The following is a 26,783-nucleotide window of genomic DNA, read 5'->3' as shown; positions in this document are numbered from 1 at the left end:
CGATCCGGATATCGATCCCATCCGACACACCGAAAGATCGGGTCTGGGGCGACCGGGTCCATCATCGCGGAACATAAAAATCCACAGAAACAGAAAAGGGGAACAATCATGAAAAAGCTCGCACTCGCCTTGTCATTGATCGTGGCGGTCTTTGGCGCCACTTACCCATCGTCAGCGGCCGACGACGTTATCCGCTTCGGTGTCGCTGCTGAGCATACGCGCCTTTCTCCGTCAAGGATGCCAGCGGCACCTGGCAAGGTTGGGAAATCGATCTGATGAACGCCGTTTGCAAGGAAATGAAGGCCAAGTGCGAGATCGTCGATATTGCCTGGGACGGCATCATTCCCGCGCTGTTGGCCAAGAAGTTCGACGTCATCTGGAGCTCAATGTCGATCACCGACAAGCGCAAGGAAGTGATCGACTTCACCGACAAGTACTACTATTCGCCCAACGTGCTTGTCGGCGCCAAGGCTGATACAAGGCAGTTCGACGTAGCCAAGCCGGAGACATTCAAGGGGATTGCGGTTGCGGCACAAAGTGCCAGCCTGCAGGCGACCTACATGCAGGAGAAGTTCAACGGCGTTGCCGAAGTGAAGATCTATCCGACACTCGACGACGAGATCGCCGACATGCAGGCGGGCCGCGTGGATCTCATGGCGGCGGCGGGTATCCAGATCCAGGATTTCCTGAAGAAGCCGGAAGGCCAAGCGTATGAAATCAAGGTGACGCTGCCGCATGAGAAGACGTTTGGATATGGTGACGGCGCTGGCCTGCGCAAGGAAGACACCGCTCTGAGAGACCGCCTCAATGCGGCACTCAAAGCAGTGCGCGCCAGCGGCGAGTACGACACGATCACCAAGCGCTATTTCGACTTCAATATCTATGGGGATTGATCGTCTGTTCCAGGCCTGGTGCCGACCGCCACGAGGTGGCCGGCACCATCTTCATTGAACTGGAACAAGCTGTATGAACCCGATCATGTCCTGGGCAACCCTGCTCGGCTTCGGAGACCAGGGGTGGGGCGACGAACTGCTTCGCGGCGCTTGCCTGAGCCTCGGCATTTCGATCAGCGCCTATGTCGTGGGCCTAACCCTTGGTCTGACCGGGGCGGTTGCCAAGATTTCAAAGAACCGCGTGGCGGTCTCTGCGGCTGTCGCCTACACGACAATCATCCGGTCCGTCCCGGACATTCTCATCATATTCCTCGTCTACTACAGCGCGACAGACGCGTTGCGCTGGGCTGTGAGTCTGGCTGGACTGACGTCCGAATTCCAGCTCAATGGATTTGTCGCGGCGACCTTGTCGCTTGGGATCGTCCAAGGCGGTTACAGCACCGAGGTCCTGCGCGGTGCGATCATCGCCATACCACGAGGTCAGATCGAGGCAGCGTATGCACTCGGTTTGACACGGCGCCAGACGTTCTTCCTGGTGACTGTGCCGCAGATGGTTCCCCTGGCTTTGCCGGGACTTGGCAATCTGTGGCTGGTCGTTCTGAAGGAAAGCTCGCTGGTCAGCCTGATCGGGTTCACCGAGCTCGTTCTTGCCGGCAAGATGGCCGCGGGTGCTACACGCGACTACTTCATGTTCTATTGCGCGATCGCGTTCGTATTCCTTGCGATGTCGGGCGTGTCAGCGATGCTTTTTCATGCCCTCGAGACGGCCACTGTTCGCGGCCGGAGGCGAGGTTAGTATGACTGAATTTGGAGTGTATCTTGCCCATCAACTTCTGGCAGGCGTCCAGGTTACCATAGTCCTGTTCGTCGGCTGCGCGGTGGTCGGCAATCTGCTTGCCATCCCGGTTGCCCTGGCCCGGCTCTCCAACAGGAGATGGCTGCGGTATCCAGCGGTAGCGTTTATCTTGGCATTCCGGGGCACGCCGCTCCTGGTCCAGCTCTATCTCTGCTACTTTGGCGTCGGTCAGATTCTCTCTGGTATCCCTTCGATTCGCTTCAGCCCGCTCTGGCCCCTTCTGCGGGGCGCCGAGTTCTATGCGTTTTTTACCCTTTCCTTGAATACGACGGCCTACTGCGGCGAGATATGGAGAGGGGCGATACAGGCCATTCCAGATGGACAGCGTGAGGCCGGCCAATCGCTTGGCCTGTCCAAAACACGGATCATGATTTCCGTCCTTCTCCCGCAGGCCTTCAGGTTGGCCCTGCCGGCAATCGGCGGTCAGAACATCCTGCTCTTGAAGGGGACCGCATTGGCGTCGACGATCACGGTCTTCGAACTGATGGGTGCAGCCAACCTTGTTCGCGCGCAGACTTTCCGCGTCTACGAGCCTCTGATCGCAGCTGCGCTAGGATATTTCCTGTTGGCGGCATTGATCACTGTCGGCTTTGGTCTTTTCGAGCGGCGGCTTGCTCGAAGGTATTGAGCCGCAAGGATCGGAGCGCCTGTGACCGCGACCGCTTTCGGGGCAGGGCAACATCTGTTTCTCCGGCCGAGATCGCGGGAGGACGGGCTGCTTTCCGGCTGGCCGAGGTGGGAATTGGACGGCATGCGGACCACCTTTGCCTACCCCAATCCAGGGCCGACCAGGCCGGTACCATGTCGCGACTGAAGCCAACTACCCGAGGGTTTGGCTTGCTAAGGCATAGGTCTTCGGCATAGCCGAGCCGCCGAGGGCAAAATCGGCGAGGCGTTTGCCCATCGACATGGTGAGCACCGTGTCGAAAACCGGCATTCCGCTGTGCGACAGAAAGGCGGCGAACTCGCCATTGTCCATGTGGGTGTCGATGCGCAGGAATGACCCCGAATGGTGGGCCACGTGCGGCCGGACGACCGCCACGGCGTCCGCGTCGCTTTCCGCCACGACCGGCCCCACGACATGGCCCCGCCCGAAGGGCCGACAGAGCGCGAAAGCGTTCAGCTTGTCACCCTTGAAAAGACCATAGCCGGCCGAGTGCGTGAAAAGCTTTTCGATGAGCTCCGCCCGCTTCACGCCAAATCCTGCCGCGTCGAGCGCGATCGCTGCGGGAATATCGCTAGCGTCCAAAGTCCGGAAATCGCCTCGAGTATCTGCCAGCCTGGCAATCGTCTGCAATCGCGCAATGCCTTGGCATTGATAAACGGTCTTCTCCGACTGGAAATCGAGCGAGAGATAGAGCCGTCTTGCCGCGCGCGTTGCATTGAGACGCAGGTCGCGGCCGGAGACCTTGTCGAAGACCCGCTTCATCAGCCATTGCCCCGCCCCCAGCGTCTGGAGTCGTGGCGAGGTGATGACCATGCCCACGGTCGCGAAATCCGTACCATGTGCGAACCACATGGCCGAACCGAGAACCCGGCCGATCTCATCGAGCGCCACCAACCCCCCTCCCGATTGGCGCAGGAATTGCCAGTCTTCGGCGCGATGCGGCCATCCCACGGAGAGCGAGAGCGCGTGCAAGCGGTCCAGTTCGACGTCTTCGATGTCGCCGATCCGCATCGAGAAGGTATCGATTTTCAAGCTTCCGGACGGCTTCAATTCCATGCCCCTGCAAGATTTCCGCACCCGAGCGCCACGCACTGATGGCCACCCTCTGCCCGCCAACGCTAAACGAGCAGACCGATACGATTTGCTCGAAAGCCGCGCGGTAACGCAAGATTCAACTGAAACATTTCAGCTTTCGGCACGCAATCGCGAAAGAACGCGCACATCCTCTTTGGAAATCTGACAGCATATGGTCGACGGCACCGATTCCGGCGAACCCGAAACGCTTTGAGGGCTGGAATGGACGTCTTCGACATCCTCGATCGTCTCGTCGCCTTTCCATCGGTCGCCGGCAGGCCGAATGGCGATATCGCCGGCTGGATCGAGACTTATCTTGCGGAACACGGAACCCAGGTCACCGTGCTTCCAGGGCCGGAAGGCGACCGTTCCAATCTTTTCGCGACGATCGGCCCCGCCAATGTCCCGGGCTACATCCTGTCCGGCCATATGGACGTCGTTCCCGCCAACGAGCCGCAATGGAGTTCGAACCCTTTCGCATTGCGCAAAGAGGGCGAACGGCTCTACGGACGCGGCACCACGGACATGAAGGGGTTTCTTGCCGCGGCACTCGCGGCCGTGCCCACGCTGGCGGGACTGCGCCTTGCCAGGCCAATCCACCTCGCCTTCTCCTATGACGAGGAGGTGGGATGCCGCGGCGTGCCGCATTTGATCGCCCGCCTTCCCGAATTTTGCGCCAAGCCGCTCGGCGTCATCGTCGGCGAGCCGAGCAGCATGCGCGCCGTGCGCGGCCACAAGGGCAAGGCGGCCGCCCGCGTGATCATCAACGGGCGCTCCGGCCATTCCTCGAGGCCCGATCTCGGGCTCAACGCCATCCATGCCATGGCCTGTGCGCTGAGCGCAGTCGTGAGCGAAGCCGAGCGGCTGACACACGGTCCGTTCGACGCCGCCTTCGAGCCGCCCTACTCCTCGCTGCAGGCGGGCGTTGTGGCAGGCGGACATCAGGTCAACATCATCCCCGCCACCTGCACTTTGGACCTGGAGGCACGCGCCATACCTGGTGCCGACCCGGCAAGCCTGCTCGCGCCGGTCAAGGCGCGGGCAGAGGCCCTCGCGGCCGACGGCTTTCGTATCGAGTGGACGCCAATGAGCGCTTATCCGGCGCTGTCGCTGCCTCAGGATGCGGCGCTTGCGGCACTACTGGGCGAACTGACCGGCGAAGCGCCGCTCGCCGCCGTCAGCTACGGCACGGAGGCCGGACTTTACCAAGCCGCCGGGTTCGATGCGATCATCTGCGGCCCCGGCGACATCGACCGCGCCCATAAGCCGGATGAGTACATTTTCACCGACGAACTCGCCGCCTGCCAGCGATTGATCGAGGCGCTGGGCGCCCGTTGCGCGACTTGAAGGGGTAGCCGGAATGACATTCCTGTTCAATTCCGATGCGCGCCGCGGGGCGATCTTCGCCGATGCGTTCGCGATAGACCTGCCGGACATCCCCTTCACAATGGATGCCGCAACGGTCGATCCCGACGCGGTGCGTTACCTGATCAGCTGGACCGTGCCGGATAATCTCGGCCGCTACAGCAATCTGGAAATCCTGTTTTCCATCGGCGCCGGCGTCGACCAGTTTCGCTTCGATGCGGTGCCTGCGAACGTGAAGATCGTGCGCATGATCGAGGACGGCATCGTGCGCATGATGCAGGAATATGTGACGCTTGCCGTACTCGCGCTCCACCGCAACCTGCCTGAATATCTGGCGCAGCAGCGCGCCGGCGAATGGGCAGATATCGCGCAGCTACAGGCCGGGTCGCGCCGGGTTGGCGTGCTCGGCCTCGGGCAGCTTGGCCAAGCCGTCCTCGACCGACTGAAGCCCTTCGGCTTCCCGCTTGCTGGATGGAGCCGCTCGCCGCGGCGGATCGAGGGCGTGACCTGTCATCATGGCGAGCCCGGTCTGAACGAGATGCTCGCGGCCAGCGACATTTTGATCTGCCTGCTGCCGCTGACCGAGGAGACGCGCGGTTTCCTCGATGCAGAGCTGTTTGCGAAAGTGCCCAAGGGCGCGGCGCTGGTCCACACCGGCCGGGGGCCGCAGCTCGATAATGAAGCGCTTGTCGCCGCGCTCAACAGCGGCCACATTTCGGCGGCGATGATCGACGTCACCGATCCCGAACCCCTCCCGACGGGCCATCCGTTCTGGTCGCATCCGAAGGTCGTTTTGACCCCGCATGTCGCCAGCGTCACCCAGCCCGCCAGCGCCGCGCAGGCCCTTGTCGAGAATATCAAGCGTTACCGCGCCGGTCTTGAACCCATCGGGCTCGTCGATCGGTCGCGCGGCTACTAAGTGCATGTCGCCCGGAAGTGTGCAGCGGTTCTGGGACAACGACATGCATCAAACCAAGATCTTCCAACATGAAAGGCCATCCCTTGTCCCTGCTCAAGACCGTCGATACCAGCCCTGCTTTCCAGCCGCGTGAATCCGGGGCGCTGCCCGAACGGCTGATTTCCGGCAACCCTGGCTTCAAGACCTGGGCGCAGGATGTCGCCAAGGACGACCTCGTCCATACCGGCGTCTGGGAGGCGACGCCTGGGGAAACGCGCTCGATCAAGGGCGAGACTTTCGAGTTCTGCCACATCCTCTCGGGCGTGATCGAAATCACGCCCGACGGCGGCAAGCCGGTGACCTACCGCGCCGGCGACAGCTTCGTGATGAAGCCTGGCTTCACCGGGGTTTGGAAGACCATCGAAACGGTGCGCAAGATCTACGTAGCCGTAGGGTAACGGGTGCGCGGAGGCGCCGGCCTCCGCAACAGATTTTGCCGTCTGTCATCGCCGGCACACAACAATCATCCGCGACCGATCGTCGAACGGTGCATGCTGCGCGCGTGCTCGCGCTAGGCTTCTCCGGAACAACTGAGAGTAGGCGCCCATGGGCCTGAGCTTCGACCCGGATACCGTCTCCCTTCCCGTCGGCCATTTCATCGGCGGCGAGCTGATCGCGGCCGAGGATGCGATCGAGATGCGCCGACCGTCGGACGGCAAGGCATATGCCGCCTGCCCGGTGGCCGGCGGCGATATGGTCGACCGTGCCGTGGAAAGCGCCAAAGCGGCGCTGAAGGCGAGCAACTGGGGCGGCGTTCGGCCACGCGAACGGACGAAGGCCCTCCAGGCCTGGGCCGACCTGATTGAGGCGGAAGCCGAAACGCTGGCCAGGATCGAGGCGCTGTGCTCCACCCGGCCCGTTGGCCAGCTCGTTGCCGGCGACATCGCCATCACCGCCGAGCAGATTCGCTTCTTTGCCGAATTCGCCGACAAGGAAGGCGGCGAGCTCGTGCCGACCGACGACGCCACTCTCGGCATGATCATGAGCGAGCCCTATGGCGTGGTCGGCGCGATCACACCCTGGAATTTTCCCATCTCGATGGCCGGATGGAAGCTTGGTCCGGCATTGGCCGCCGGCAATGCGGTGGTGCTGAAGCCATCGGAAATGACGCCCTTTTCGGCAGTCTATATGGCACAGCTCGCCGTTAAAGCGGGCCTGCCGGCAGGGCTCATAAACGTCGTGCTTGGAGACGGTCCGACGACCGGCACGGCGCTGACCGGCCATGCCGAGATCGCCAAGATTAGCTTCACCGGCTCGACCCGCGCCGGATCGGCAATCATGGAGAACGTGGCCCGCACCGGCGTCAAACCGATGACGCTGGAACTCGGCGGCAAGAGCCCGCAGATCGTCTTTGCCGATACCGATCTGGAGAAGGCGGCGACGGCCATCGCCAGCAGCGTCACCTTCAATGCCGGCCAGGCCTGCGTCGCCGGCACGCGCTTGATCGTCGAGAGGTGCGTGGCCGACAGGCTGACGGCCGCCATCCTAGAGAAGATGAAGGCGGTGCGGCCCGGCCCAACCTGGGACGCGGCGACGCAGTATTCGCCTGTTATCTCGGAGCGGCAGCGGGCGCGTGTCGACAGCATCGTGCGGGCCGCCGTCGCTGCGGGGGGCGAATGCCTGACCGGTGGCATCGTCATGGACAGCGCAGGCTATTTCTACCAGCCGACATTGATCGCCGATGTCGACCAGGCCAGTCCGGCGATCGTCGAGGAAATCTTCGGCCCGGTCCTGACCATCCAGACCTTCGAGACCGAGGAAGAGGCGCTGGCGCTGTCCAGCCATCCAACCTACGGACTGGCTTCCGGCCTGTTCACCTCAGACCTATCCCGCACCATCCGCTTTGCGCGCAAGCTTGAGGCGGGCACAGTCTGGGTCAACCGCTACAGCCGCTCGCGCGACCATATCCTGCCGACCGGCGGCTACAAGCGCTCCGGCATCGGCAAGGATCTCGGCCGCGAGGCCTATCTCGCAAACCGCAGGACCAAGAGCGTCCTGATCAGCCTCTAGAGAGATGCCGATGAAGTCCTATTCGATCGCCCTGATCCCCGGTGACGGCATCGGCAGCGACGTGACCGCCGCCGCCTGGACGGTGCTGGAAACAGTGGCCGAAAACTTCGGCTTTGCCCTGGTGGGCACCGAATTCCCCTGGTCCTGCAAATTCTACAAGGATACCGGCCGCATGATGCCCGACGACGGCATCGAGATCTTGCGCGGCTTCGACGCCATCCTGCTCGGCGCCGTCGGTTGGCCGGCGGAGGTGCCGGATTCCGTTTCGCTGCACGGCCTGCTGCTGCCGATCCGCAAGGCATTCGTGCAGTACGCCAACATCCGGCCGCATCGCTTGCTGCCGGGCGTCACCGGCCCGCTGCGGGCGGAAGGTTTCGACATATTGTGCATCCGTGAGAACACCGAGGGCGAATATTCCGGCGCCGGCGGGCGCGTGCATCAAGGCACGCTGGATGAGGTCGCTGTCGAGACCTCGATCTTCACCCGTGCCGGCGTCGAGCGCATCCTGCGCTTCGGCTTCGAGCAGGCGCGGTCGCGTCAGGGCAAGCTGGCCTCCGTCACCAAGTCCAATGCGCAGAAATATTCGATGGTGTTCTGGGACGAGATCACGCGAAAGCTGGCTGCGGAGTACTCTGACGTCGCCGTGACCAGCTATCATGTCGATGCGCTCGCCGCGCGCATGATCATGGCGCCGGAGAGCCTCGACGTGGTCGTCGCCTCCAACCTATTCGGCGATATCCTCACCGACATCGGCGCGGCGATCCAGGGCGGGCTCGGTTACGCCGCCTCGGCCAACATCAATCCCGACCGGTCGGCGCCATCCATGTTCGAGCCGGTGCACGGCTCGGCGCCCGACATCGCGCATCTGGGCATCGCCAACCCGATCGCCACCATCTGGTCAGGCGCCATGATGCTCGATCATCTCGGCGAGAAAGATGCATCCGGACGCGTCATGAAGGCGGTCGAAGCCGCAACCGCCAGAGGCATAGGCACCATTCCCGGCAAGGACCGGACGGAAGCCATCACCGCCGCTGTCGTGGCGGCACTCACCTGATTGCAAGGTCGTTTTCGATGAAAAACCTGAAAGATAAAAATCTCCTTCGCGAAGCCGGCCTGATTGGCGGCAAGTGGGTCGCTGCAGGCTCCGGTGGGACGGTCGATGTCATCGATCCCGCAACCCAGGCAGCGATCGGCACGGTCCCTGATATGGCCGGTTCGGAAACGCGTGCGGCTATAGAGGCCGCCGCGTCCGCCTATGCGAATTGGAAGAAGAAGACCAACGCCGAGCGCGGCGCCCTGCTGGAAGCCTGGCACGGCCTGATGCTGGCTCATCTGGACGATCTTGCGCTGATACTGACCACCGAACAGGGCAAGCCGCTGGACGAGGCCAAGGGCGAGATCCGCTACGGCGCTTCCTTCGTCAAATGGTTCGCCGAGGAAGCGCGCCGCATCAATGGCCACACCATCCCCTCGCCCACGTCCGACCGGCGCATCATCGTGCTGAAGGAACCGGTAGGCGTGTGCGGCATCATCACGCCGTGGAATTTTCCCAATGCGATGATCACCCGCAAGGTCGCGCCGGCACTGGCCGCCGGCTGCACGGTGGTGATCAAGCCGTCCGAGTTCACCCCCTATTCGGCGCTGGCGCTCGGTGTGCTGGCGGAGCGCGCCGGCATCCCCGCCGGTGTTATCAACATCGTCACCGGCATGCCGACAGAAATCGGCAACGAGATCATGGCGAACGAGGCCGTCCGCAAGATCTCCTTCACCGGCTCGACACGTGTCGGTTCGCTGCTGATGCGCGGGGCGGCCGACAGCGTGAAACGGCTCAGCCTCGAACTCGGCGGCAACGCACCCTTCATCGTCTTCGACGACGCCGATCTCGATCTCGCCATCGAGGGTGCGCTGGTCTCCAAGTTCCGCAATGGCGGCCAGACCTGCGTCTGCGCCAACCGCATCCTCGTCCAGGCCGGTGTCTATGAGACCTTCGCCACGAAGCTTTCTGCTCGCGTCAACGCCATGACGGTGGGGCCGGGCACGCAGCCCGGCGTCGCCATCGGGCCGATGATCAACATGGCGGCGGTCGAAAAGATCAACCGCCATGTCGAGGACGCGCTCGCTAAGGGTGCTGCGATCATCACCGAGAAGCCGGCGCTGCCGGACGGTCCTCAATATGTCGCGCCGCTGGTGCTGACCGGCGCCACGAAAGACATGCAGCTTGCCGGTGAGGAAACGTTCGGTCCGGTCGCACCGCTTTTCCGGTTCGAGACGGAAGAGGAAGCGATCACGCTGGCCAACGGCACGCCCTATGGGCTTGCCTCCTACTTCTACACCGAGAATTTGAAACGCGCCTGGCGTGTCGGCGAGGCGCTGGAGTTTGGCATGGTGGGTCTCAACACCGGCTCGGTCTCGATCGAGGTCGCCCCCTTCGGCGGTGTCAAGCTGTCCGGCCTCGGCCGCGAGGGTGCGCAGGCCGGCATCGAGGAATATCTCGAGATGAAAACGTTCCACATGGGAATAGGCAGTAGGTAATAGGCAGTAGGGAATTGGGAGACACCGCCCTACTGCCTATCTCATCCGGTCGAGCGCCTTGTAGTAGAGGCCGACCATCGGCAGGAACCAGGGCTTGCCGGAATAGCCGGGAATAGCAGGCCATTCGAGCCCCTTCATCGGATTGCGGTCCTCGCGGCCGAGCATGGCATCGGCCAGGATCATGCCGAGATGGGTGGAAAGCTGTGCGCCGTGGCCGGAATAGCCCATCGCGAACCAGACACCGTCATGGTAACCGGCCCGCGGAAAGCGGTCCTTGGTCATGTCGACTAGCCCGCCCCAGCAATAGTCGATCTCGACCTTGGCGAGCTGCGGAAAGATCGCCGCGAGGCCTGCCCGCAATATCTCTCCGCTCTTGGCATCGGAGCGCTGGTCCGATGTCGCCGAAAAGCGTGCGCGGCCGCCGAAGATCAGCCGGTTATCCGGCGACAGCCGGAAATAATTGCCGATGTTCATCGAGGTCACGCATGTCCGGTTGCCCGGCATGATGGCGGCGATCTCGGCGTCGTTCAACGGCCGCGTGGCGATGATGAAGCTGCCGACGGAGATGATCCGGCGGCGGAAATAGCCGAAATCAGGCGTCGTGTAGGCGCCGGTCGCCACCAGCACATTGTCGGCGCTGATCCGGCCACGCGAGGTGGTCAGCTCATGCCTGCCGCCGACCTGCTTGCGGTCGGTGACCGCCGCGTTCTCGTGGATTACGGCGCCGTGGCGGGCGGCTGAAGTGGCGAGACCCGCCACATAGCGGCCCATATGCATCATGGCGCTCTTCTTCGACAGCATCGCGCCGTGGAAAGGTGAACCGATCTCGGACTTGAGATCCGCCGCCGACAGCAGCGCGGTATCGGGATCCACCTCGGCATGAAGGCCTTCGAAATTGCGGGCGATTGACGCAAAATGCTGCGGCTTGGAGGCGAGCTTCAGCTTGCCGGCGCGTCGGAAGTTGCAGTCGATGCCTTCCTCCGCAACCAGAGCCTCTATGGTGTCGACGGAGGCGTCCAGAGCGCGATAAAGCGCGATTGCTCGCTCCTTGCCGAGCTCCGCCTTGGCGGAGAGATAGCCGTGGGCGAGGCCATTGTTGAGGTGCCCGCCATTGCGGCCGGATGCGCCCCAGCCCACACGTTCCGCCTCCAGGACGACGACCTTGGCGCCGGCCTTCGCCAGTTGGCGCGCGGCGGCGAGACCGGTGAAGCCGCCGCCTATGATGGCGGCATCGTAATGCCCCTCGACCGGGCCTTGCGCCCCGCCGGAAAAGACCGGGGCCGTGTCGTGCCAGTAGGAGACGAACTTCATTGGCAATCCGCCTGTTTCTAAAGACCGACCACGCCTGCAAGACCCGAAATGTCCGATATTTCGACATAGCCATAGTACGGGTTGGCGGGTTCGTGGCCACGATTGACCCATACCTTGTTCTTGATGCCGAGATCGTGTGCCGACATCAGATCGTAGCGGAAAGACGACGAGCAGTGGAGGATATCCTCGGGGCCGCAACCCAGCCTGTCGAACATGTATTCGAAGGCTTGGAAGCGGGGCTTGTAAGCCTGCGCCTGCTCGGCCGTGTAGACGGCATGGAACGGCGCACCGAGCTTTTCGACATTGGACATGATCTGCGCATCCATCGCATTGGACAGGATGACCAGCGGAATTTCCTTGGCGACCTTCGCCAGGCCGGCCGGAACGTCGGCGTGCGGCCCCCAGGTCGGGACACGCTCATAGACCACTCTGGCATCGTCGGCGCTGAAGGCGACGCCGTTGCGCTTGCAGGTGCGCTCGAGCGCATTGTGGACGACGTCGGCATAGGGCTTCCAGTCGCCCATGATCTCGTCGAGCCGATACGCCGCGAAGTTCTTGATGAACTCCTGCATGCGCGGCTCATCGAGCCGGCTGCCATAGAGATCGCGCGCCGCTTCCGCCATCTGGAAAAAGGTCAACGTGCCGTAGCAGTCGAAGGTGATGTATTTGGGCCTGAAGGTAGCCATGTCCGTCGATCTCCGGTGGAAGCACATCCGCGCTGGGATGTATTTCATCATAGGACGGCCGGTGACGACCCACCTGACCGAAATCGCCCTTCCGAAAGCAGAAAGTTCCGTATCCGCCATCCGGTTTGGCACGCTGTAGCATCTGGATTACCGATTGCGGCGCCGCGATCGGCGTGAAACGCATCCGCCGCGGACGATGCCAGCACAAGATGCGGCGCACCGCTTGTGCTACGGCGAAAGATACCGCCGAAGCCAATGCCTTCAGATGATCTGCGGCGCGCCGATGGCCGAGACTTGGGCACTAGACGGAAGGATGCCTCATGCAGCAGGGCGAGATCGAACTCCAGACCTTCGGGCCGGACCATATCGAGGGCGCCGTAATGCTTTCTCGCCAGGAGAATTGGCCGCATCGTGCGCAGGACTGGCAGATGGCGCTGCAGCTCTCGAACGGCGCGGTCGCGCTCGACGAGCAGGGCCGCGTCACCGGAACCATCCTGGTAACGCCCTACGGCGCGGATTGCGCCATGATTAACATGGTGATCGTCGACAGGAATGTGCGGGGCAAGGGGCTTGGGCGCCGGCTGATGGATCAGGCCTTCGCACTTGCCGGCGACCGTCCGTTGCGGCTCGTCGCGACAGCGGACGGCATGCCTCTCTATGAAAAGCTCGGCTTCGTGCCGTCCGGTACGATCCGGCAACATCAGGGCAGCGTTGCCAGACTTAGTGCGCCCGGCGGCGTGGAAGCTGCGGGCATCGCCGATCTCCCGGAAATCAAGGCGCTGGACCGCGACGCCTATGGCGCCGACCGTGAAACACTGATCGATGCGCTGGCGGAGCGCGGCCAATTCGCGGTCATCCGCCGCAACGGCGCCATCGAGGCGTATGCCGCGATCCGCCCGTTCGGACGCGGCGAGGTGATTGGTCCGGTCATCGCGGGAAGTACCGACGAGGCCAAGGCTCTGATCGGCTTCTTCGCCGCGCCGCATCACGGCGCCTTCCTGCGCGTCGATACCGGCAGCGGGACCGGCATCGCCGGCTGGCTCGAGGAAATCGGCCTCGCCCATGTCGGCGGCGGCGTGGCCATGGACCGTCCACCCAAGACGAACATGGAACAGGCCAGACCGAAAGTTTACGCCCTCGCCAACCAGGCGCTGGGCTAGTCCGGAGGATAGAATGCTCGCCAATTCCCTGATCGAACTCGACCGCGCCCATCTCATCCACCCGGTCTCTTCATACCGTGGTCATGAGGCGCAAGGCGTGCACGTCTTGAAATCGGCGAAGGGGGCGACCGTGACCGATGCGTCCGGCCGGCAACTTCTCGACGGCTTCGCGGGGCTGTGGTGCGTCAATGCCGGCTACGGCCATGACAGCATCGTCGAGGCGGCGGCCCGGCAGATGCGCGAGCTTCCCTACGCCACCGCCTATTTCGACCTCGGCTCGGAGCCGGCCATCCGGCTCGCCTCGGAGCTGGCCGAGCGCACGCCAGGCGATCTCAACCACGTCTTTTTCACGCTTGGCGGGTCGGACGCGGTCGACAGCACGATCCGTTTCGTCCGCTACTACTGGAATGCCAGGGGCGAGCCGAAGCGCGACCAGTTCATTTCCATCGAGCAGGGCTATCACGGATCATCGGTGGTCGGCGCCGGCCTGACCGCCCTGCCCGCCTTTCACGCCGGTTTTGGCATTCCCTTCGAATGGCAACACAAGATCCCGTCCCCCTATCCCTATCGCAACCCGGTCGGCGAGGACGGCAACGCGATCATCGCCGCATCGCGCGCCGCGCTGAAGGCCAAGATCGAGGCGATCGGACCGGAGCGGGTCGCTGCCTTCTATGCCGAGCCGATCCAGGGTTCGGGCGGCGTCATCGTGCCACCGAAAGGTTGGATCAAGGCGATGCGCGAGCTCTGCCGGGAGTACGGCATCCTGTTCATCGCCGACGAGGTGATCACCGGTTTCGGCCGCACGGGACCCTTGTTCGCCTGCACCGATGAGGACATCGTTCCCGATTTCATGACGGCCGCGAAGGGGCTGACCTCGGGCTATGTTCCCATGGGCGCCGTGTTCATGGCCGATCATGTCTACGACGTCATCGCCGATGGCGCGGGCGCCTCGGCGGTCGGCCACGGCTACACCTATTCCGCCCACCCCGTCAGCGCCGCCGTCGCGCTCGAAGTGTTGAAGCTCTACGAAGACGGCCTGTTGGAGAATGGCATCAAGGCCGGCGCTCGCCTGATGGCGGGCGTGGAGGGCCTGAGGGATCATCCGCTGGTCGGCGATGTACGCGGTCGCGGTATGCTTGCCGCCGTCGAACTGGTGGTCGACAAACAGAAGAAGACACCGCTTCCGGCGTCGGCCATGCCGGCGCGGCGTGTCTTCGACAGGGCGTGGGACAACGGCCTGATCATCCGTGCCTTTGCGCATGGGGTTGTCGGCTATGCACCGCCGCTCTGCTGCACCGACAGCGACATCGACGCGATCATCGAGCGCACGCGCCGGACGCTCGACCAGACACTGGACGATCCCGACGTCCGGCAGGCCCTGGCATGACGGCGGACGAATACCATGTGTTTCGAAATAGCGCCGGGGAGACGATTTCGCAATTTTGTGCCGCCCCCTCGCGCCTTTTCGGCGAATCCAGCGCGGGGGAAGTGCCAGACTGCTCATAAGACAAGGCCAGAAAGCCCGGATTTCGGGGCCTTCGAAAAGGGCCTACGCCCCGGACAGCACGGAATTTTGTTCTGTTCAACACATGCAATTCGGCCGCGCGCAGAGGAGACCCAGTCTTGGCCAGGGGCTTTAGCGAATTCAAATACATGACCTTCGATGTGGTCGGCACGCTGATCGACTTCGAAGGCGGCATCACGACTTGCCTGGCCGGGATTGCCGCCGAGGCCGGCGTTTCGCTCGATGGCGAGGAGGCGCTGAGCCTTTACCGGCAAGCCCGCTACATGCCCGATGCAGGCCTGTTTCCCGACGATCTCCTACGTGTCTACATGGTCATCGCGCCACGGCTCGGCCTGCCGGCCGAGGAGAAATACGGCATCCGCCTGCGCGACTCCGCCAGCGCCTGGCAAGGCTTCCCCGACAGCGCGGAGGCATTGGCCGAGCTTGCGAAATCGCACCGGCTGATTGCCATGACCAATGCCCGGCGCTGGGCGCTCGATCATTTCGAGAAGCAGCTTGGTTCGCCGTTCTTCGCCACATTTACAGCCGACGATACAGGCACAGAGAAACCGGACCCGGCCTTCTTCCAGAAGGTCTTCGATTTCGTCGCCTCAAGGGGCGACAGCAAGGACGACATCCTGCACGTCGCGCAAAGCCAGTACCACGATATCGGCATATCCCGGGCGCTTGGCATGACCAATTGCTGGATCGAGCGCCGGCATGCCCAGAAGGGCTATGGCGGCACGATCGAGCCCGAGCGCTTCACCACGCCGGACTACCACTTCAATTCAATGGCGGCCCTTGCCGCCGCTGTGCGGGAAAGTCTGAAGGAACGAACCTGAGCCCAAGCCCGGAAAGCCGCGTCAAGACGAGCAAGCCGGAAAACAAACAGAAAGGGGAATGATATGACCGACAAGATCACGAACTGGACCAGTGCAGACGATGCCATGGTCGAAAATGCCATTCGGCGGGGCGCGAGCCGCCGCGAACTCCTCAAGATGCTGCTGGCCGGCGGCGCCGCGGTTGCCGCGGGCAGCATGGTGCTTGGCCGCGCCACCAATGCCGTCGCCGCCACGCCGGTTTCCGGCGGCAGCTTCAAGGCTGCCGGCTGGTCGTCCTCGACCGCCGACACGCTCGATCCGGCAAAGGCGTCGCTGTCGACCGACTATGTCCGCTGCTGTTCGCTCTACAACCGCCTGACGTTCCTCGACAAGGATGGTGTCACGCAGATGGAGCTGGCCGAAAGCTTCGACAGCAAGGACGCCAAGACCTGGACGGTGAAGCTGCGCAAGGGCGTCACCTTCCATGACGGCAAGGCCCTCACCGCCGACGACGTCGTCTTCTCGATGAAGCGCCATCTCGATCCGGCGGTCGGTTCCAAGGTCGCGAAGATCGCCGCGCAGATGACCGGCTTCAAGGCGGTCGACAAGTCGACCGTGGAAATCACGCTCGCCGATCCGAATGCCGACCTCCCGACCATCCTGGCGTTGCATCACTTCATGATCGTCGCCGATGGCACCACCGACTTCTCCAAAGGCAACGGCACCGGCGCCTTCGTGCTGCAAACGTTCGAGCCGGGCGTGCGGTCGGTCGTCACCAAGAACAAGAACTACTGGAAATCAGGCCAGCCCTATCTCGACTCGTTCGAATTCATCGCCATCAGCGACGACAGCGCCCGCGTCAACGCCCTGCTTTCCGGCGACATCAACTTCGCCGCCTCGATCAATCCGCGCGCGATGAAGCTTATCGGCGGCCAGCAGGGCTTCGAACTGTCGAAGACGACCTCGGGCAACTACACCGACCTCAACATCCGGCTCGACATGGATCCCGGCAACAAGGCCGACTTCGTGGCCGGCATGAAATACCTCGTCAATCGCGAGCAGATCGTCAAATCGGCGTTGCGCGGCCTTGGCGAAGTCGGCAACGACCAGCCCGTCTCGCCGGCGAACATCTTCCACAATGCCGACCTCAAGCCGAAGGCCTTCGACCCGGACAAGGCCAAGTTCCACTTCCAGAAGTCGGGCCTGCTCGGTCAATCCATCCCCGTCGTCGCCTCCGATGCCGCGACCTCGTCGATCGACATGGCGGTGATCATCCAGGCCGCCGGCGCCGATATCGGCATGAAGCTCGACGTGCAGCGTGTCCCGTCCGACGGCTACTGGGACAATTACTGGCTCAAGGCGCCTGTCCATTTCGGCAACATCAATCCACGCCCGACGCCGGACATCCTGTTCTCGCTCCTCTACGCCTCCAACGCGCCTTGGAACGAAAGCCAGTACAAGTCGGAGAAGTTCGACAAGCTGATGATCGAGGCGCGCGGCTCGCTCGACCAGGCCAAGCGCAAGGAAATCTACGGCCAGATGCAGGCCATGATCTCCGAGGAGGCCGGCACCATCATCCCGGCCTACATTTCCAACGTGGATGCCCTCTCCAGCAAGGTGAAGGGTTTGGAAGCGAACCCGCTCGGTGGCATGATGGGCTACGCAATGGCGGAATATCTCTGGCTCGAAGCCTGAGAGGCGCCTGCCAGGGACCGCTGGTCCCTGGCACCTTATTGCGCCAACATGGCTTGGCCGAACGCAACCGCAGGAGCGCTTCCATGACGTCTGGGGTTCTAAACCTCGTGTTGAAGCGGCTGGCGATCGCGGTCGTCACGCTTCTGATCGTCCTGTTCGCCGTTTTTTTCGCCACCAGCATGCTGCCCGGCGACACCGCGTCGATCCTGCTTGGCCAGGCGGCGACCCCGGAAGCCGTCGCCGGCCTGCGCGAGGCCATGCATCTCAACGATCCGGCAATCCTGCGCTTCCTGCGCTGGCTTCTCGGCCTGCTCCATGGTGACCTCGGCACCTCCTATGCCAATGAGATGCCGGTCGCGGCGCTGATCGGCGGGCGCTTCGTCAACACCCTGGAGCTCGCCGGCATCACCACGCTGCTCTCGGTGCCGCTGGCGCTGACGCTCGGCATCACCGCCGCGATGTTGCGCGGCTCCCTCTACGATCGCACCGTCACCGTTCTTTCGATCGGCGTCATCTCCGTGCCGGAATTCATGGTCGCGACGCTCGCGGTCCTGCTCTTCGCTGTCTATCTCAAATGGCTGCCGGCGCTGTCCTCGGTCAATGAGGCGCATACGCTGACCGACCTCGTGCGCATCTATGCGATGCCCGTGATCACGCTCACCTTCGTCATCTCCGCCCAGATGATCCGCATGACCCGCGCCGCGGTGATCGAAACGCTCTCCACGCCTTATGTCGAGATGGCGCTTCTCAAAGGCGCCTCACGCGGCCGCATGGTGCTCAAGCACGCACTTCCCAATGCGCTCGGGCCGATCGTCAACGCGGTTGCGCTGTCTTTGTCCTATCTGGTCGGCGGCGTCATCATCGTGGAGACGATCTTCAACTATCCAGGCATCGCCAAGCTGATGGTCGATGCTGTCGCGACCCGCGACCTGCCGCTGATCCAGAGCTGTGCGATGATCTTCTGCCTTGGCTATCTCTTGCTCATCACCGTCGCCGACATCATCGCCATCATGTCCAACCCGAGGCTCAGGTGACGATGGCGCGCGTAGCAGCTTTCCCACGGTCCTTCGTGGGCCACAGCTACAATCTCGTGGGCGTCATGGCCGCGCTGGTCATTCTGACGTGGACGCTGATCGCCATCTTCGCGCCCTATATCATTCCCCATTCGATCGGCGACATCGTCGACGACGATTATTTCGGTCCGATGCGTCAGGGCTTGTGGCTCGGCTCGGACTATCTGGGGCGCGACATGCTCTCGCGGGTGCTGATGGGCGCGCGCTATACCGTCGGCATATCGCTCGCCGCCGTCGCCATCGCCTGCTTTTCCGGCGTGGTGCTGGGGATGATCGCGGCCGTCACCGGCGGCTGGCTCGACAGTTGCCTCAGCCGCTTCCTCGACGCCATGAACTCCATCCCCAGCAAGCTGTTCGGCCTTGTCGTCGTTGCCGCCGTCGGCTCGTCGATCCCGGCGCTGATCCTGACGCTCGCCGTCATTTATATACCCGGCGCCTACCGTTTCGCGCGAGCGCTCGCTGTCAACATCAACAGCATGGACTTCATGACCGTCGCCCGCGTCCGCGGCGAAAGCACCGCCTATCTCATCGGCTCCGAGATCCTGCCCAACATCATCCGCCCGGTGCTGGCCGACTTCGGCCTGCGCTTCGTCTTCATCGTGCTCCTGCTCTCCGGCCTGTCCTTCCTCGGGCTCGGCCTGCAGCCGCCGCTCGCCGACTGGGGCGCGCTGGTGCGCGAGAACATCGGCGGCCTGCCCTTCGCAGCTCCCGCCGTCATCGTTCCCTCGCTGGCGATCGCCAGCCTCACCATCAGCGTCAACCTGCTGATCGACAACCTGCCGCAGAAAATCAGGGACAGGGACGCATGAGCAATCTCGTCGAAGTCAGGAACCTGAAGATCGAGGCGAGGACCGACGCCGGACGTATCGTCGAAATCATCAAGGGCGTCAGCCTCGACATCGCCGATGGCGAGATCGTCGCCCTGATCGGCGAGAGCGGTTCCGGCAAGACGACCATCGCGCTCTCGCTGATGGGCTATGCGCGGCCTGGCTGCCGGATTACCGGCGGCGAGATCAATGTCAACGGCAAGAACATGGCGGCGCTTTCTGAAAAGCAACGCGCAAGGTTGCGCGGCACCGACATTGCCTATGTGCCGCAAAGTGCCGCCGCCTCCTTCAACCCCTCGTCCACCATCATGGAGCAGGTGATCGAGGTTACGCGCATCCACGGGCTGATGCCGCCCGAGCAGGCGCGAAAGCGAGCGGTCGAGCTGTTCCGGGCTTTGTCGCTGCCGGATCCGGAAGAGATCGGCGCGCGTTATCCACACCAGGTTTCGGGCGGGCAATTGCAGCGGCTGTCGGCGGCCATGGCGCTCATCGGCGATCCCAAGCTGATGATCTTCGACGAGCCGACGACTGCACTCGACGTGACGACACAGATCGACGTGCTGAAGGCATTCAAGTCGGTCATGCGGGCGGGCGGGATAGCAGGTGTCTACGTTTCCCACGACCTCGCCGTGGTCGCCCAGATCGCCGACCGCATTGTTGTGCTGAAGAGCGGTGAAGTGCAGGAGACCGGCACCACGGCTCAGATACTTTCGGCTGCCCAGCACCCCTATACGCGCGAACTGCTGGCTGCCTTCGAGCCGAAACCCCGGCAAGCGCATGCGGACGCGGATGCCGGGACGAAGCCGCTGCTGCGCATCGACAATGTGACCGCCGGCTATGGCGCGGTGCGGGCCGACGGACTGCCGCTTATCCGCGCCGTCAATTCCGTCAGTCTGGTCGTCGAGAAGGGACGCAATCTCGGCGTCATCGGTGAATCCGGCTGCGGAAAATCGACGCTGGCGCGCGTCATCGCCGGCATCCATCCGGCGGCGGCCGGCGACATCGTCTTCGACGGCAAGGAGCTGGAGCGCACCGCCAAGAAACGCAGCCAGGACCAGCTGCGCGAGATGCAGATCGTGTTCCAATATGCCGATACCGCGCTCAATCCAGCCAAGCCGGTGGAGGACATCATAGCCCGCCCGCTTGCCTTCTATCACCGGCTCGACAGACAGGCGCGCTCGAAGCGCGTCGACGAACTGCTCGACATGGTTCGCCTGCCCAGGACACTGCGCTACCGCCGCCCGTCGGAGCTCTCGGGCGGCCAGAAGCAGCGCGTGAACTTCGCGCGCGCCTTGGCGGCCGACCCCAAGCTCATCATCTGCGACGAAATCACCTCGGCGCTCGACACGGTGGTGGCAGCGGCCGTGATCGAACTGCTCAAGGAGCTGCAGCGCGAGTTGGACCTTTCCTACATTTTCATCAGCCACGACCTCTCGGTCGTCGAAGCGATCTGCGACGAGATCGTGGTCATGTATAATGGGCAGCGCGTGGAGCACATCACGCCCGACAGGTTGCAGGCACCCACCCACCCTTATTCCAAGCTGCTGTTCTCCTCCGTGCCGAAGCTCGATCCGACGTGGCTCGACGGCCTCGTCCGAGATCCCGAGCTCGTCAGCCAGTATGGCCATCGCTGACTACAAGGGAAACAGGCTGGGCAGCGGCATGTGCGCCTTGACGATGGGAGACTTCAGCACCACGAAGCTGAAATACTTGTCGATGCCGATATCCATGTCGCTCAGCCGCTCCATGATCTCCTGATACTCGCCGATGCCGGCCGCCACGAATTTCATCAGATAGTCGTAACGGGCGGAAACGCGGTGGCATTCGACGGCCGCATCGATCTTGTCGACGGCGGCAAGGAAACGCGCGAAGTCGATCTGACGATGGTTCTTGAGCGTGATTTCCGTGAAGACGGTGAGCGTCCGCCCCAGCTTTGCGATGTCGATCTGCGCCGAATAACGCACGATATAGCCTTCGGCATGCAGCTTCTTTACCCGCATCAGGCATGGACTGGGGGAGAGATTGACCCGCTCCGCCAGTTCCACATTTGTGATGCGGCCGTTCTTCTGCAGCTCATACAGAATCTTGATGTCGACCCGATCGAGTTTCATCGGCTAACGTGCTTCCTGTCAGGGGAATCAGCCTGCCCCGGTCGGCTTTCACCCTGTCTACAATTGCGAGCCGAGCCGATAGGCCTCATAGATCGACGAGTAGATGTCCCGGCTGGCAACTGCGTCTCCAATGCGGTGCAGGACGAACGATCCGGCAGCCTGGGGACCATTGTCCCGCTTCGTTTCCGTTCCTGTCATCAGTGCTATGTCGGTGACGCCGTTATTGGCTGAGCGCGCCCGCAATTCCTGGTAGATATCCTCCATGGGTGCCGTGCCGCGCTCTACAATGAGTTGGGCTGCCATCATTTCCGTTTCGACACCGGTGAGCTCATGCCGGAACGTGGCGGCGATGCCGTTGCCCTGGCGCGCCGCCTTGACCAGGCGTACATCGCTGACGATCCGGATGCCGCGTTGCGCGGCGCGTTTGCGAAAACTCACCCGGTCCGGATAGGGCGTCTCGATCGCCAGCGTGTCATCCGCTATGGCCAAGCTGACCACGCGCCCCGGACGGGCAAGATGCAAGGCGCAGGAAACCGCGGCCTGGCGCCCAGTCTCATCGTAGATCAGCACATCGTCCTTCGCCGGCACGGCCCCGGTCAGGACGTCCCAGACGTTGTCGCAATGCTCAGTGCCCTCCAGCCGTTCCATATCGGGAACGCCGCCGGTGGCAACGATGACCGCATCCGGTTGGTCGGCGAGGACGATCTCTGCGTCCGCATAGATGTTGAGACAGACTTCCACGCCAAGCCGCGCGAGTTCGTCGACGCGCCAGTCGACTATGCCGATGAGATCCTTGCGATCGGACGCCGAGGCCGCGACGAGCACTTGCCCACCAAGCCTCGCTCCGGCTTCGAGCAGCCTCACTCTGTGGCCACGCTCGGCGGCAACCCTTGCCGCTTCCATCCCACCCGGACCTCCGCCGACCACGACCACCCGTTTCGGCGTTTCAGCCCGCACGATGATATGGCTGATGATCGTTTCATGGCCGCTGGCCGGATTGTGAATGCACTGCACCTTCTTGTACAGGCAGTAGGACGCGCCGACACACGGGCGAATGCGTTCTTCTTCTCCGCGCATCACCTTGTTGACGATATGGGGGTCGGCAATATGCGCCCGGGTCATGCCGACCAGATCGACAAGGTTTTCGCGGATGGCATGCCGCGCCGTGGCTATGTCCCGAATGCCCGCGGCGTGCATCACGGGCAGCCTGGTTTCCCGTTTGAACTGCCCGACCAGCGGCAAAAACGGCGCGCTCTGGCTGAACATGCCGGGCATGTTCTGCTCAGCCAGCGACAGGTCGGTGTCCATGCGGCCAAAGATGCAATTGAAGAAGTCGATGTGGCCTTCCCGTTCGAACAGCCTGGCGAAGGCAAGGCATTCCTCGAAATCCGACCCATCCTCGACCGCCTCGTCGATCACGAACCGGATGCCGATGGCGAAATCGTTGCCCACCGCGCGGCGGATCGCCTCGTGAACCATCAGGCCGAAGCGCGCGCGGTTTTCCAGCGAGCCGCCAAAACCATCCGTGCGTCTGTTCGTTCTGAACGATAGGAATTGACCGATCAGATGACCGCCGGTGACGGTTTCGACGCCATCCAGACCGCCGTCCACGCAGCGCCTTGCGGCACTGGCGTAATCCTTGATGATCCTATCGATGTCGGCTGCGTCCATCTCCTTTGGAAAATTCCGGTTTCGCGTCTCGCGAACGCGTGACGGCGCCACCGGCGGCAGCCAGTTCCCGGCATAGGCGGTGGCGCGCCGGCCAAGGTGTGAGACCTGGCACATGACGGCAGCGCCATGGCGATGCACCCGCTGCGACAGCGACTGGAGATGAGGCACGATGCGGTCGGTCGAAAGGTCCAGTTGACCGCCGCCCCAGCTCGAATCGGGCGACGTCATGGCCGAGCCGCCCACCATGGTCATCGCCAGCCCGCCGCGCGCTTTCTCCTCATGATAGCGCTGGTAGCGCTCGAGCGGCAGGCCGCCATCGTCCAGCATCGAGGCATGGCTGGTGCTGACGACACGGTTGCGCAGCGTCAGACCCTTGAGCCGAAACGGCTGAAGCAGAGGATCGCTGGATGTGCTGCCTGTTTGAGATGCCGCTGCCTTCACGTCCTGCTCCGCCCCATTCATGAGGGTTATAGTTTGCCATTTCCGGGGTCCTAGAAAGCTTGTAAATTGTTGGGGTAGCTATACGCTGGGCGTATGGCTGGTTTCGCAAAACTCGTTCCCTCCGCGCGCGGACTGCTTGTCTTCGAAGCCGCTGTCCGGTCGGGTAGCTTCACGGCCGCGGCGCGCGAGTTCAACGTCACCCAACCATCGATCAGCCGCAGCATTGCGCAACTCGAGGCCGATTTTGGTGTTCCTCTTTTCACGCGGGGTCCAGCGGGGTTGATCCCGACCCCGGACGGACGTGCACTCTATTCGGCGGTCCGGGAGGGATTTGACGGCATCGCGGAGGTGATCCGGAGAATCAAGCAGAACAGCGCTGCAAAGCCCGTCGTCACCCTTTCTCTTTCGAGTTCTCTGGCAACCTATTGGTTCGTTCCCAGGTTAGGGGCTTTCAACACGAGGTTTCCCGACGTCGACCTGAGGTTCGAACTGATCGCGGGCGTTCTGCGAGGACCAGCCGAGAACGTCGACCTTGCCACGAGAATCCTGGCCGACGACGACACCCACCATCACCACTGGGCATTCTCGCCGGAAATCATCGTTCCGGTATGCAGCCCATCCTATTTGTCGGCCCACGGCCGGCTGATCCATGCCGGAACCGGGGAAGGTCATGCCTTGCTTCACCTGACCGACGCCAAGGAGCAGTGGCTGGACGCCTGGGGCAGTGTGGCGGACCGCAAGACCAGCAAGGCAAAGTGGCTCGAATTCTCGGACTACGCGGTCGTGCTTCAAGCCGCGATGAACGGGGAAGGCGTGGCGCTCGGCTGGCTCAGCAACGTTTCAAGGGCGTTGCTTCAGGGAACCCTTGTTCCGGCCTCGGACAGACAGATCAAGACGGGCCGGGTCCATCAGCTGATTGCACCGCGCTCAAGGCCGGTACGACCTGTCGTCTCCGATATTCGCGCGTGGATGATCGCCGAGATGCAAGCCGAATTGAAAGCACTGCACCCGATCTTGCGGCTGGACACCTGGTAGCGGATTGCAGGCGCCAAGCGCGGCGCGGCAATCGCTGACTACCTCGGAAACAGGCTGGGCAGCGGCATGTGCGCCTTGACGATGGGAGACTTCAGCACCACGAAGCTGAAATACTTGTCGATGCCGATATCCATGTCGGTCAACCGCTCCATGATGGTTTGGTACTCGCCGATGCCGGCGGCCACGAATTTCATCAGATAGTCGTAGCCGCCCGACACGAGGTGGCACTCGATGACCTGGTCGATCTTCTCGACGACAGCGAGAAAGCGGGCGAAGTCCACCTGGCGGTGGTTCTTCAAGGTGATTTCGGTGAACACGGTCAGCGTCTGGCCAAGCTTGCCGATATTGACCTGCGCGGAATAGCCTTCGATGTAGCCTTCCGACTGAAGTTTCTTGACCCGCATCAGGCACGGGCTCGGCGACAGATGCACCAGTTCGGCCAACTCCACATTGGTGATGCGGCCGTTCTTCTGCAATTCGTACAGAATTTTGATGTCGATCCGATCCAGTTTCATGGTCGTCTCCGCAGAACGCATGCCACAGCACAAAATGCTGCCTTGCCAAGAGCCGCCGACACTACCACAGCCCGCCTGCCTGTCCATCCGAATGGACAGGGCTTTGAAACGCACGGGCTCTCGAATTGTGCAGGCTTATCGGAATAAAATTCTGCCTCGGCCCCAACTGCAGCAGCGGCTGCCTGCGCGACGCGGTAGATTGGCGCTTTAAGGTCGAGAGAACAATGCGCGCGCCGCTGCAGCAAATCGAGACATCCGGCGACCTGCCGCAATCCGCCGACGCGGTGGTGATCGGCGGCGGCATCGTCGGCATCTTCGCGGCCTACTACCTGGCACGGCGCGGCATGAAGGTTGCGCTTGTCGAAAAGGGACGCATCGGCGCCGAGCAGTCCTCCAGAAACTGGGGATGGTGCCGGCAGCAGAACCGCGACGCCCGCGAGTTGCCAATGGCGACCCGCAGTCTCGATCTGTGGGACAGCTTCGCGATGGAAACCGGCGAAGACACCGGCTTTCGCCGCTGCGGCCTGCTCTACCTCAGCAATGACGAGGCGGAGCTCGCCGGCTGGGCGCGCTGGCGTGATTTCGCCAGAACAGCCGACGTTACCACGCACATGCTCGACGGCACCGAGGCCAGCGAGCGAGGCAGCGCCACGGGCCGGACATGGAAGGGTGGCGTCTTCTCGCCGACCGATGGCACCGCCGATCCGTCGCGGGCAGCACCCTCGGTCGCCCGGGCCATCCTCAAGCTCGGGAGCACCGTGCATCAGAATTGCGCCGCGCGCGGCATCGAGACCGAGGGCGGGCGCCTGAGCGCCGTGGTCACGGAAAGCGGAACGATCCTGACGAAGATGGCGGTGCTGGCCGGCGGCGCCTGGGCCTCCTCGTTTTGCCATCAGTTCGGGTTCCGCTTTCCGCAGGCTTCGATCCGCTCCTCCATCCTGTCCGTCTCGCCGGGCGCGGAGGGCCTTCCGGATGCGTTGCACACGGCAAGGATTTCGGCCACGCGCCGTGGCGACGGCGGCTACACGCTCGCCATAAGCGGACGCGGCCGCGTGGATGTGACGCCGCAACAGATGCGCTTCTCCTCGCGGTTCCTGCCCATGTTCCTCAAGCGCTGGCGAAGTCTCGCGCCGGGCGGCCTGCAGGGCATGCGCTCGGGCCACGAAACGCTCCGGCACTGGCGGCTCGACCAGCCGACGCCGATGGAGCGGATGCGCATCCTTGATCCGGCCCCGGACGAGGCGACCATCCGCCTGACCCATGCCCGGGCGCTCGAACTTCTGCCGGCACTGCGCCAGACCAGGATCAGCGCGGCCTGGGCCGGCTACATCGACAGCACGCCGGACGGCGTGCCTGCCATCGGCGGGATCGATACCGTTCCGGGTTTCTTCCTGGCTGCCGGGTTTTCGGGACACGGCTTCGGCATCGGACCCGGCGCCGGACACCTTGTCGCCGATCTGGTGACTGGCTCCAAACCGATCGTCGATCCGAAGTCCTACGATCCCCAGCGCTTCGACGCTTCGGCCTGGGGGAAGGTCGCCGATTTCTAAGACCTGATCCGTGCCGACATCCAGCCTC

25 protein-coding genes are annotated in these 26,783 nt (G+C 63.1%); 19 read left to right on the top strand and 6 right to left on the bottom strand.

Features of this window, described 5'->3' with window-relative positions; translation table 11 throughout:
• Positions 1-108 precede the first annotated feature (108 nt).
• The 4 genes from P3C39_RS23340 (at position 109) to P3C39_RS23325 (ending at position 2,377) form a co-directional block, all read left to right on the top strand.
• Positions 109-276: a hypothetical protein gene (locus P3C39_RS23340; protein ID WP_275954269.1), complete on the top strand. Its 168-nt coding sequence runs from the start codon at positions 109-111 to the stop codon at positions 274-276.
• Positions 276-893 (top strand): transporter substrate-binding domain-containing protein, encoded by a 618-nt coding sequence (locus P3C39_RS23335; RefSeq protein ID WP_275954270.1) that lies wholly within the window; start codon positions 276-278, stop codon positions 891-893. Before P3C39_RS23340 ends, P3C39_RS23335 begins: the two co-directional genes overlap by 1 nt.
• Before the next feature lie 73 nt (positions 894-966).
• Positions 967-1,689 (top strand): ABC transporter permease subunit, encoded by a 723-nt coding sequence (locus P3C39_RS23330; protein ID WP_275954271.1) that lies wholly within the window; start codon positions 967-969, stop codon positions 1,687-1,689.
• 1 nt (position 1,690) lies between these two features.
• Positions 1,691-2,377, top strand: coding sequence for an ABC transporter permease subunit (locus tag P3C39_RS23325; RefSeq protein ID WP_275954272.1), 687 nt, complete (start codon positions 1,691-1,693; stop codon positions 2,375-2,377).
• A gap of 192 nt (positions 2,378-2,569) precedes the next feature.
• Here P3C39_RS23325 and P3C39_RS23320 read toward each other — a convergent pair whose 3' ends face one another.
• On the bottom strand, positions 2,570-3,472 hold the full coding sequence (locus tag P3C39_RS23320) for a GNAT family N-acetyltransferase (RefSeq protein ID WP_275954273.1): 903 nt from the start codon (positions 3,470-3,472) through the stop codon (positions 2,570-2,572).
• Positions 3,473-3,712: 240 nt separating this feature from the next.
• Between P3C39_RS23320 and argE the strand changes: the two genes are divergently transcribed.
• The 6 genes from argE to P3C39_RS23290 all read left to right on the top strand — a co-directional run bounded on the left by argE (position 3,713) and on the right by P3C39_RS23290 (position 10,355).
• Positions 3,713-4,837, top strand: coding sequence for an acetylornithine deacetylase (argE, locus tag P3C39_RS23315; protein ID WP_275954274.1), 1,125 nt, complete (start codon positions 3,713-3,715; stop codon positions 4,835-4,837).
• 13 nt (positions 4,838-4,850) lie between these two features.
• Positions 4,851-5,774, top strand: coding sequence for a glyoxylate/hydroxypyruvate reductase A (locus tag P3C39_RS23310; protein ID WP_275954275.1), 924 nt, complete (start codon positions 4,851-4,853; stop codon positions 5,772-5,774).
• 83 nt (positions 5,775-5,857) lie between these two features.
• Entirely contained in the window at positions 5,858-6,211 is a 354-nt protein-coding gene (locus P3C39_RS23305; RefSeq protein ID WP_275954419.1) for a cupin domain-containing protein, read from the top strand.
• Positions 6,212-6,359: 148 nt separating this feature from the next.
• Positions 6,360-7,823 carry an aldehyde dehydrogenase family protein gene (locus P3C39_RS23300; RefSeq protein WP_275954276.1) on the top strand — a complete coding sequence of 488 codons (1,464 nt, stop codon included), beginning with the start codon at positions 6,360-6,362 and terminating at the stop codon, positions 7,821-7,823.
• A gap of 10 nt (positions 7,824-7,833) precedes the next feature.
• Positions 7,834-8,877, top strand: a complete 1,044-nt coding sequence (locus P3C39_RS23295) for a tartrate dehydrogenase (protein WP_275954277.1) — start codon at positions 7,834-7,836, stop codon at positions 8,875-8,877.
• A 17-nt stretch (positions 8,878-8,894) separates the two neighbouring features.
• On the top strand, positions 8,895-10,355 hold the full coding sequence (locus P3C39_RS23290; protein ID WP_275954278.1) for an NAD-dependent succinate-semialdehyde dehydrogenase: 1,461 nt from the start codon (positions 8,895-8,897) through the stop codon (positions 10,353-10,355).
• A gap of 36 nt (positions 10,356-10,391) precedes the next feature.
• Here the strand turns inward: P3C39_RS23290 and P3C39_RS23285 are convergent, their stop codons facing one another.
• Positions 10,392-11,666 carry an FAD-binding oxidoreductase gene (locus P3C39_RS23285; protein WP_275954279.1) on the bottom strand — a complete coding sequence of 425 codons (1,275 nt, stop codon included), beginning with the start codon at positions 11,664-11,666 and terminating at the stop codon, positions 10,392-10,394.
• Between the two features lie 17 nt (positions 11,667-11,683).
• Complete coding sequence (locus tag P3C39_RS23280; RefSeq protein ID WP_275954280.1) at positions 11,684-12,352, bottom strand: haloacid dehalogenase type II; 669 nt, start codon at positions 12,350-12,352, stop codon at positions 11,684-11,686.
• A gap of 320 nt (positions 12,353-12,672) precedes the next feature.
• On the opposite strand from P3C39_RS23280, the gene P3C39_RS23275 reads away from it, so the two are divergent.
• The 7 genes from P3C39_RS23275 to P3C39_RS23245 all read left to right on the top strand — a co-directional run bounded on the left by P3C39_RS23275 (position 12,673) and on the right by P3C39_RS23245 (position 21,066).
• Complete coding sequence (locus P3C39_RS23275; RefSeq protein ID WP_275954281.1) at positions 12,673-13,512, top strand: GNAT family N-acetyltransferase; 840 nt, start codon at positions 12,673-12,675, stop codon at positions 13,510-13,512.
• 13 nt (positions 13,513-13,525) lie between these two features.
• A complete protein-coding gene (locus P3C39_RS23270; RefSeq protein ID WP_275954282.1) occupies positions 13,526-14,899 on the top strand; it encodes an aspartate aminotransferase family protein in 1,374 nt (457 codons plus the stop codon).
• Positions 14,900-15,135: 236 nt separating this feature from the next.
• Positions 15,136-15,858: an HAD-IA family hydrolase gene (locus P3C39_RS23265; RefSeq protein WP_275954283.1), complete on the top strand. Its 723-nt coding sequence runs from the start codon at positions 15,136-15,138 to the stop codon at positions 15,856-15,858.
• A gap of 63 nt (positions 15,859-15,921) precedes the next feature.
• A complete protein-coding gene (locus P3C39_RS23260) occupies positions 15,922-17,532 on the top strand; it encodes an ABC transporter substrate-binding protein (protein WP_275954284.1) in 1,611 nt (536 codons plus the stop codon).
• A gap of 83 nt (positions 17,533-17,615) precedes the next feature.
• Complete coding sequence (locus P3C39_RS23255) at positions 17,616-18,566, top strand: ABC transporter permease (protein WP_275954285.1); 951 nt, start codon at positions 17,616-17,618, stop codon at positions 18,564-18,566.
• Positions 18,567-18,568: 2 nt separating this feature from the next.
• Positions 18,569-19,414 carry an ABC transporter permease gene (locus tag P3C39_RS23250; RefSeq protein WP_275954286.1) on the top strand — a complete coding sequence of 282 codons (846 nt, stop codon included), beginning with the start codon at positions 18,569-18,571 and terminating at the stop codon, positions 19,412-19,414.
• Entirely contained in the window at positions 19,411-21,066 is a 1,656-nt protein-coding gene (locus P3C39_RS23245; protein ID WP_275954287.1) for an ABC transporter ATP-binding protein, read from the top strand. Before P3C39_RS23250 ends, P3C39_RS23245 begins: the two co-directional genes overlap by 4 nt.
• Here P3C39_RS23245 and P3C39_RS23240 read toward each other — a convergent pair whose 3' ends face one another.
• A complete protein-coding gene (locus P3C39_RS23240) occupies positions 21,067-21,543 on the bottom strand; it encodes an Lrp/AsnC family transcriptional regulator (protein ID WP_275954288.1) in 477 nt (158 codons plus the stop codon).
• Positions 21,544-21,600: 57 nt separating this feature from the next.
• Positions 21,601-23,676, bottom strand: a complete 2,076-nt coding sequence (locus tag P3C39_RS23235) for an NADH:flavin oxidoreductase (protein WP_275954289.1) — start codon at positions 23,674-23,676, stop codon at positions 21,601-21,603.
• A gap of 72 nt (positions 23,677-23,748) precedes the next feature.
• Here P3C39_RS23235 and P3C39_RS23230 point away from each other — a divergent pair, with 72 nt between their 5' ends.
• Positions 23,749-24,690 (top strand): LysR substrate-binding domain-containing protein, encoded by a 942-nt coding sequence (locus P3C39_RS23230; RefSeq protein WP_275954290.1) that lies wholly within the window; start codon positions 23,749-23,751, stop codon positions 24,688-24,690.
• A 38-nt stretch (positions 24,691-24,728) separates the two neighbouring features.
• Here P3C39_RS23230 and P3C39_RS23225 read toward each other — a convergent pair whose 3' ends face one another.
• Complete coding sequence (locus P3C39_RS23225) at positions 24,729-25,205, bottom strand: Lrp/AsnC family transcriptional regulator (protein WP_275954291.1); 477 nt, start codon at positions 25,203-25,205, stop codon at positions 24,729-24,731.
• Between the two features lie 224 nt (positions 25,206-25,429).
• Between P3C39_RS23225 and P3C39_RS23220 the strand changes: the two genes are divergently transcribed.
• Positions 25,430-26,755 (top strand): FAD-binding oxidoreductase, encoded by a 1,326-nt coding sequence (locus tag P3C39_RS23220; RefSeq protein ID WP_275954292.1) that lies wholly within the window; start codon positions 25,430-25,432, stop codon positions 26,753-26,755.
• Positions 26,756-26,783 lie beyond the last annotated feature (28 nt).

Origin of the sequence: Mesorhizobium sp. XAP4 (assembly GCF_029269325.1) — a bacterium.
Lineage (GTDB): Bacteria > Pseudomonadota > Alphaproteobacteria > Rhizobiales > Rhizobiaceae > Mesorhizobium > Mesorhizobium ciceri.
Note: the sequence above shows the minus strand (reverse complement) of the source record. Positions and strands in the feature narration are given on the sequence as shown.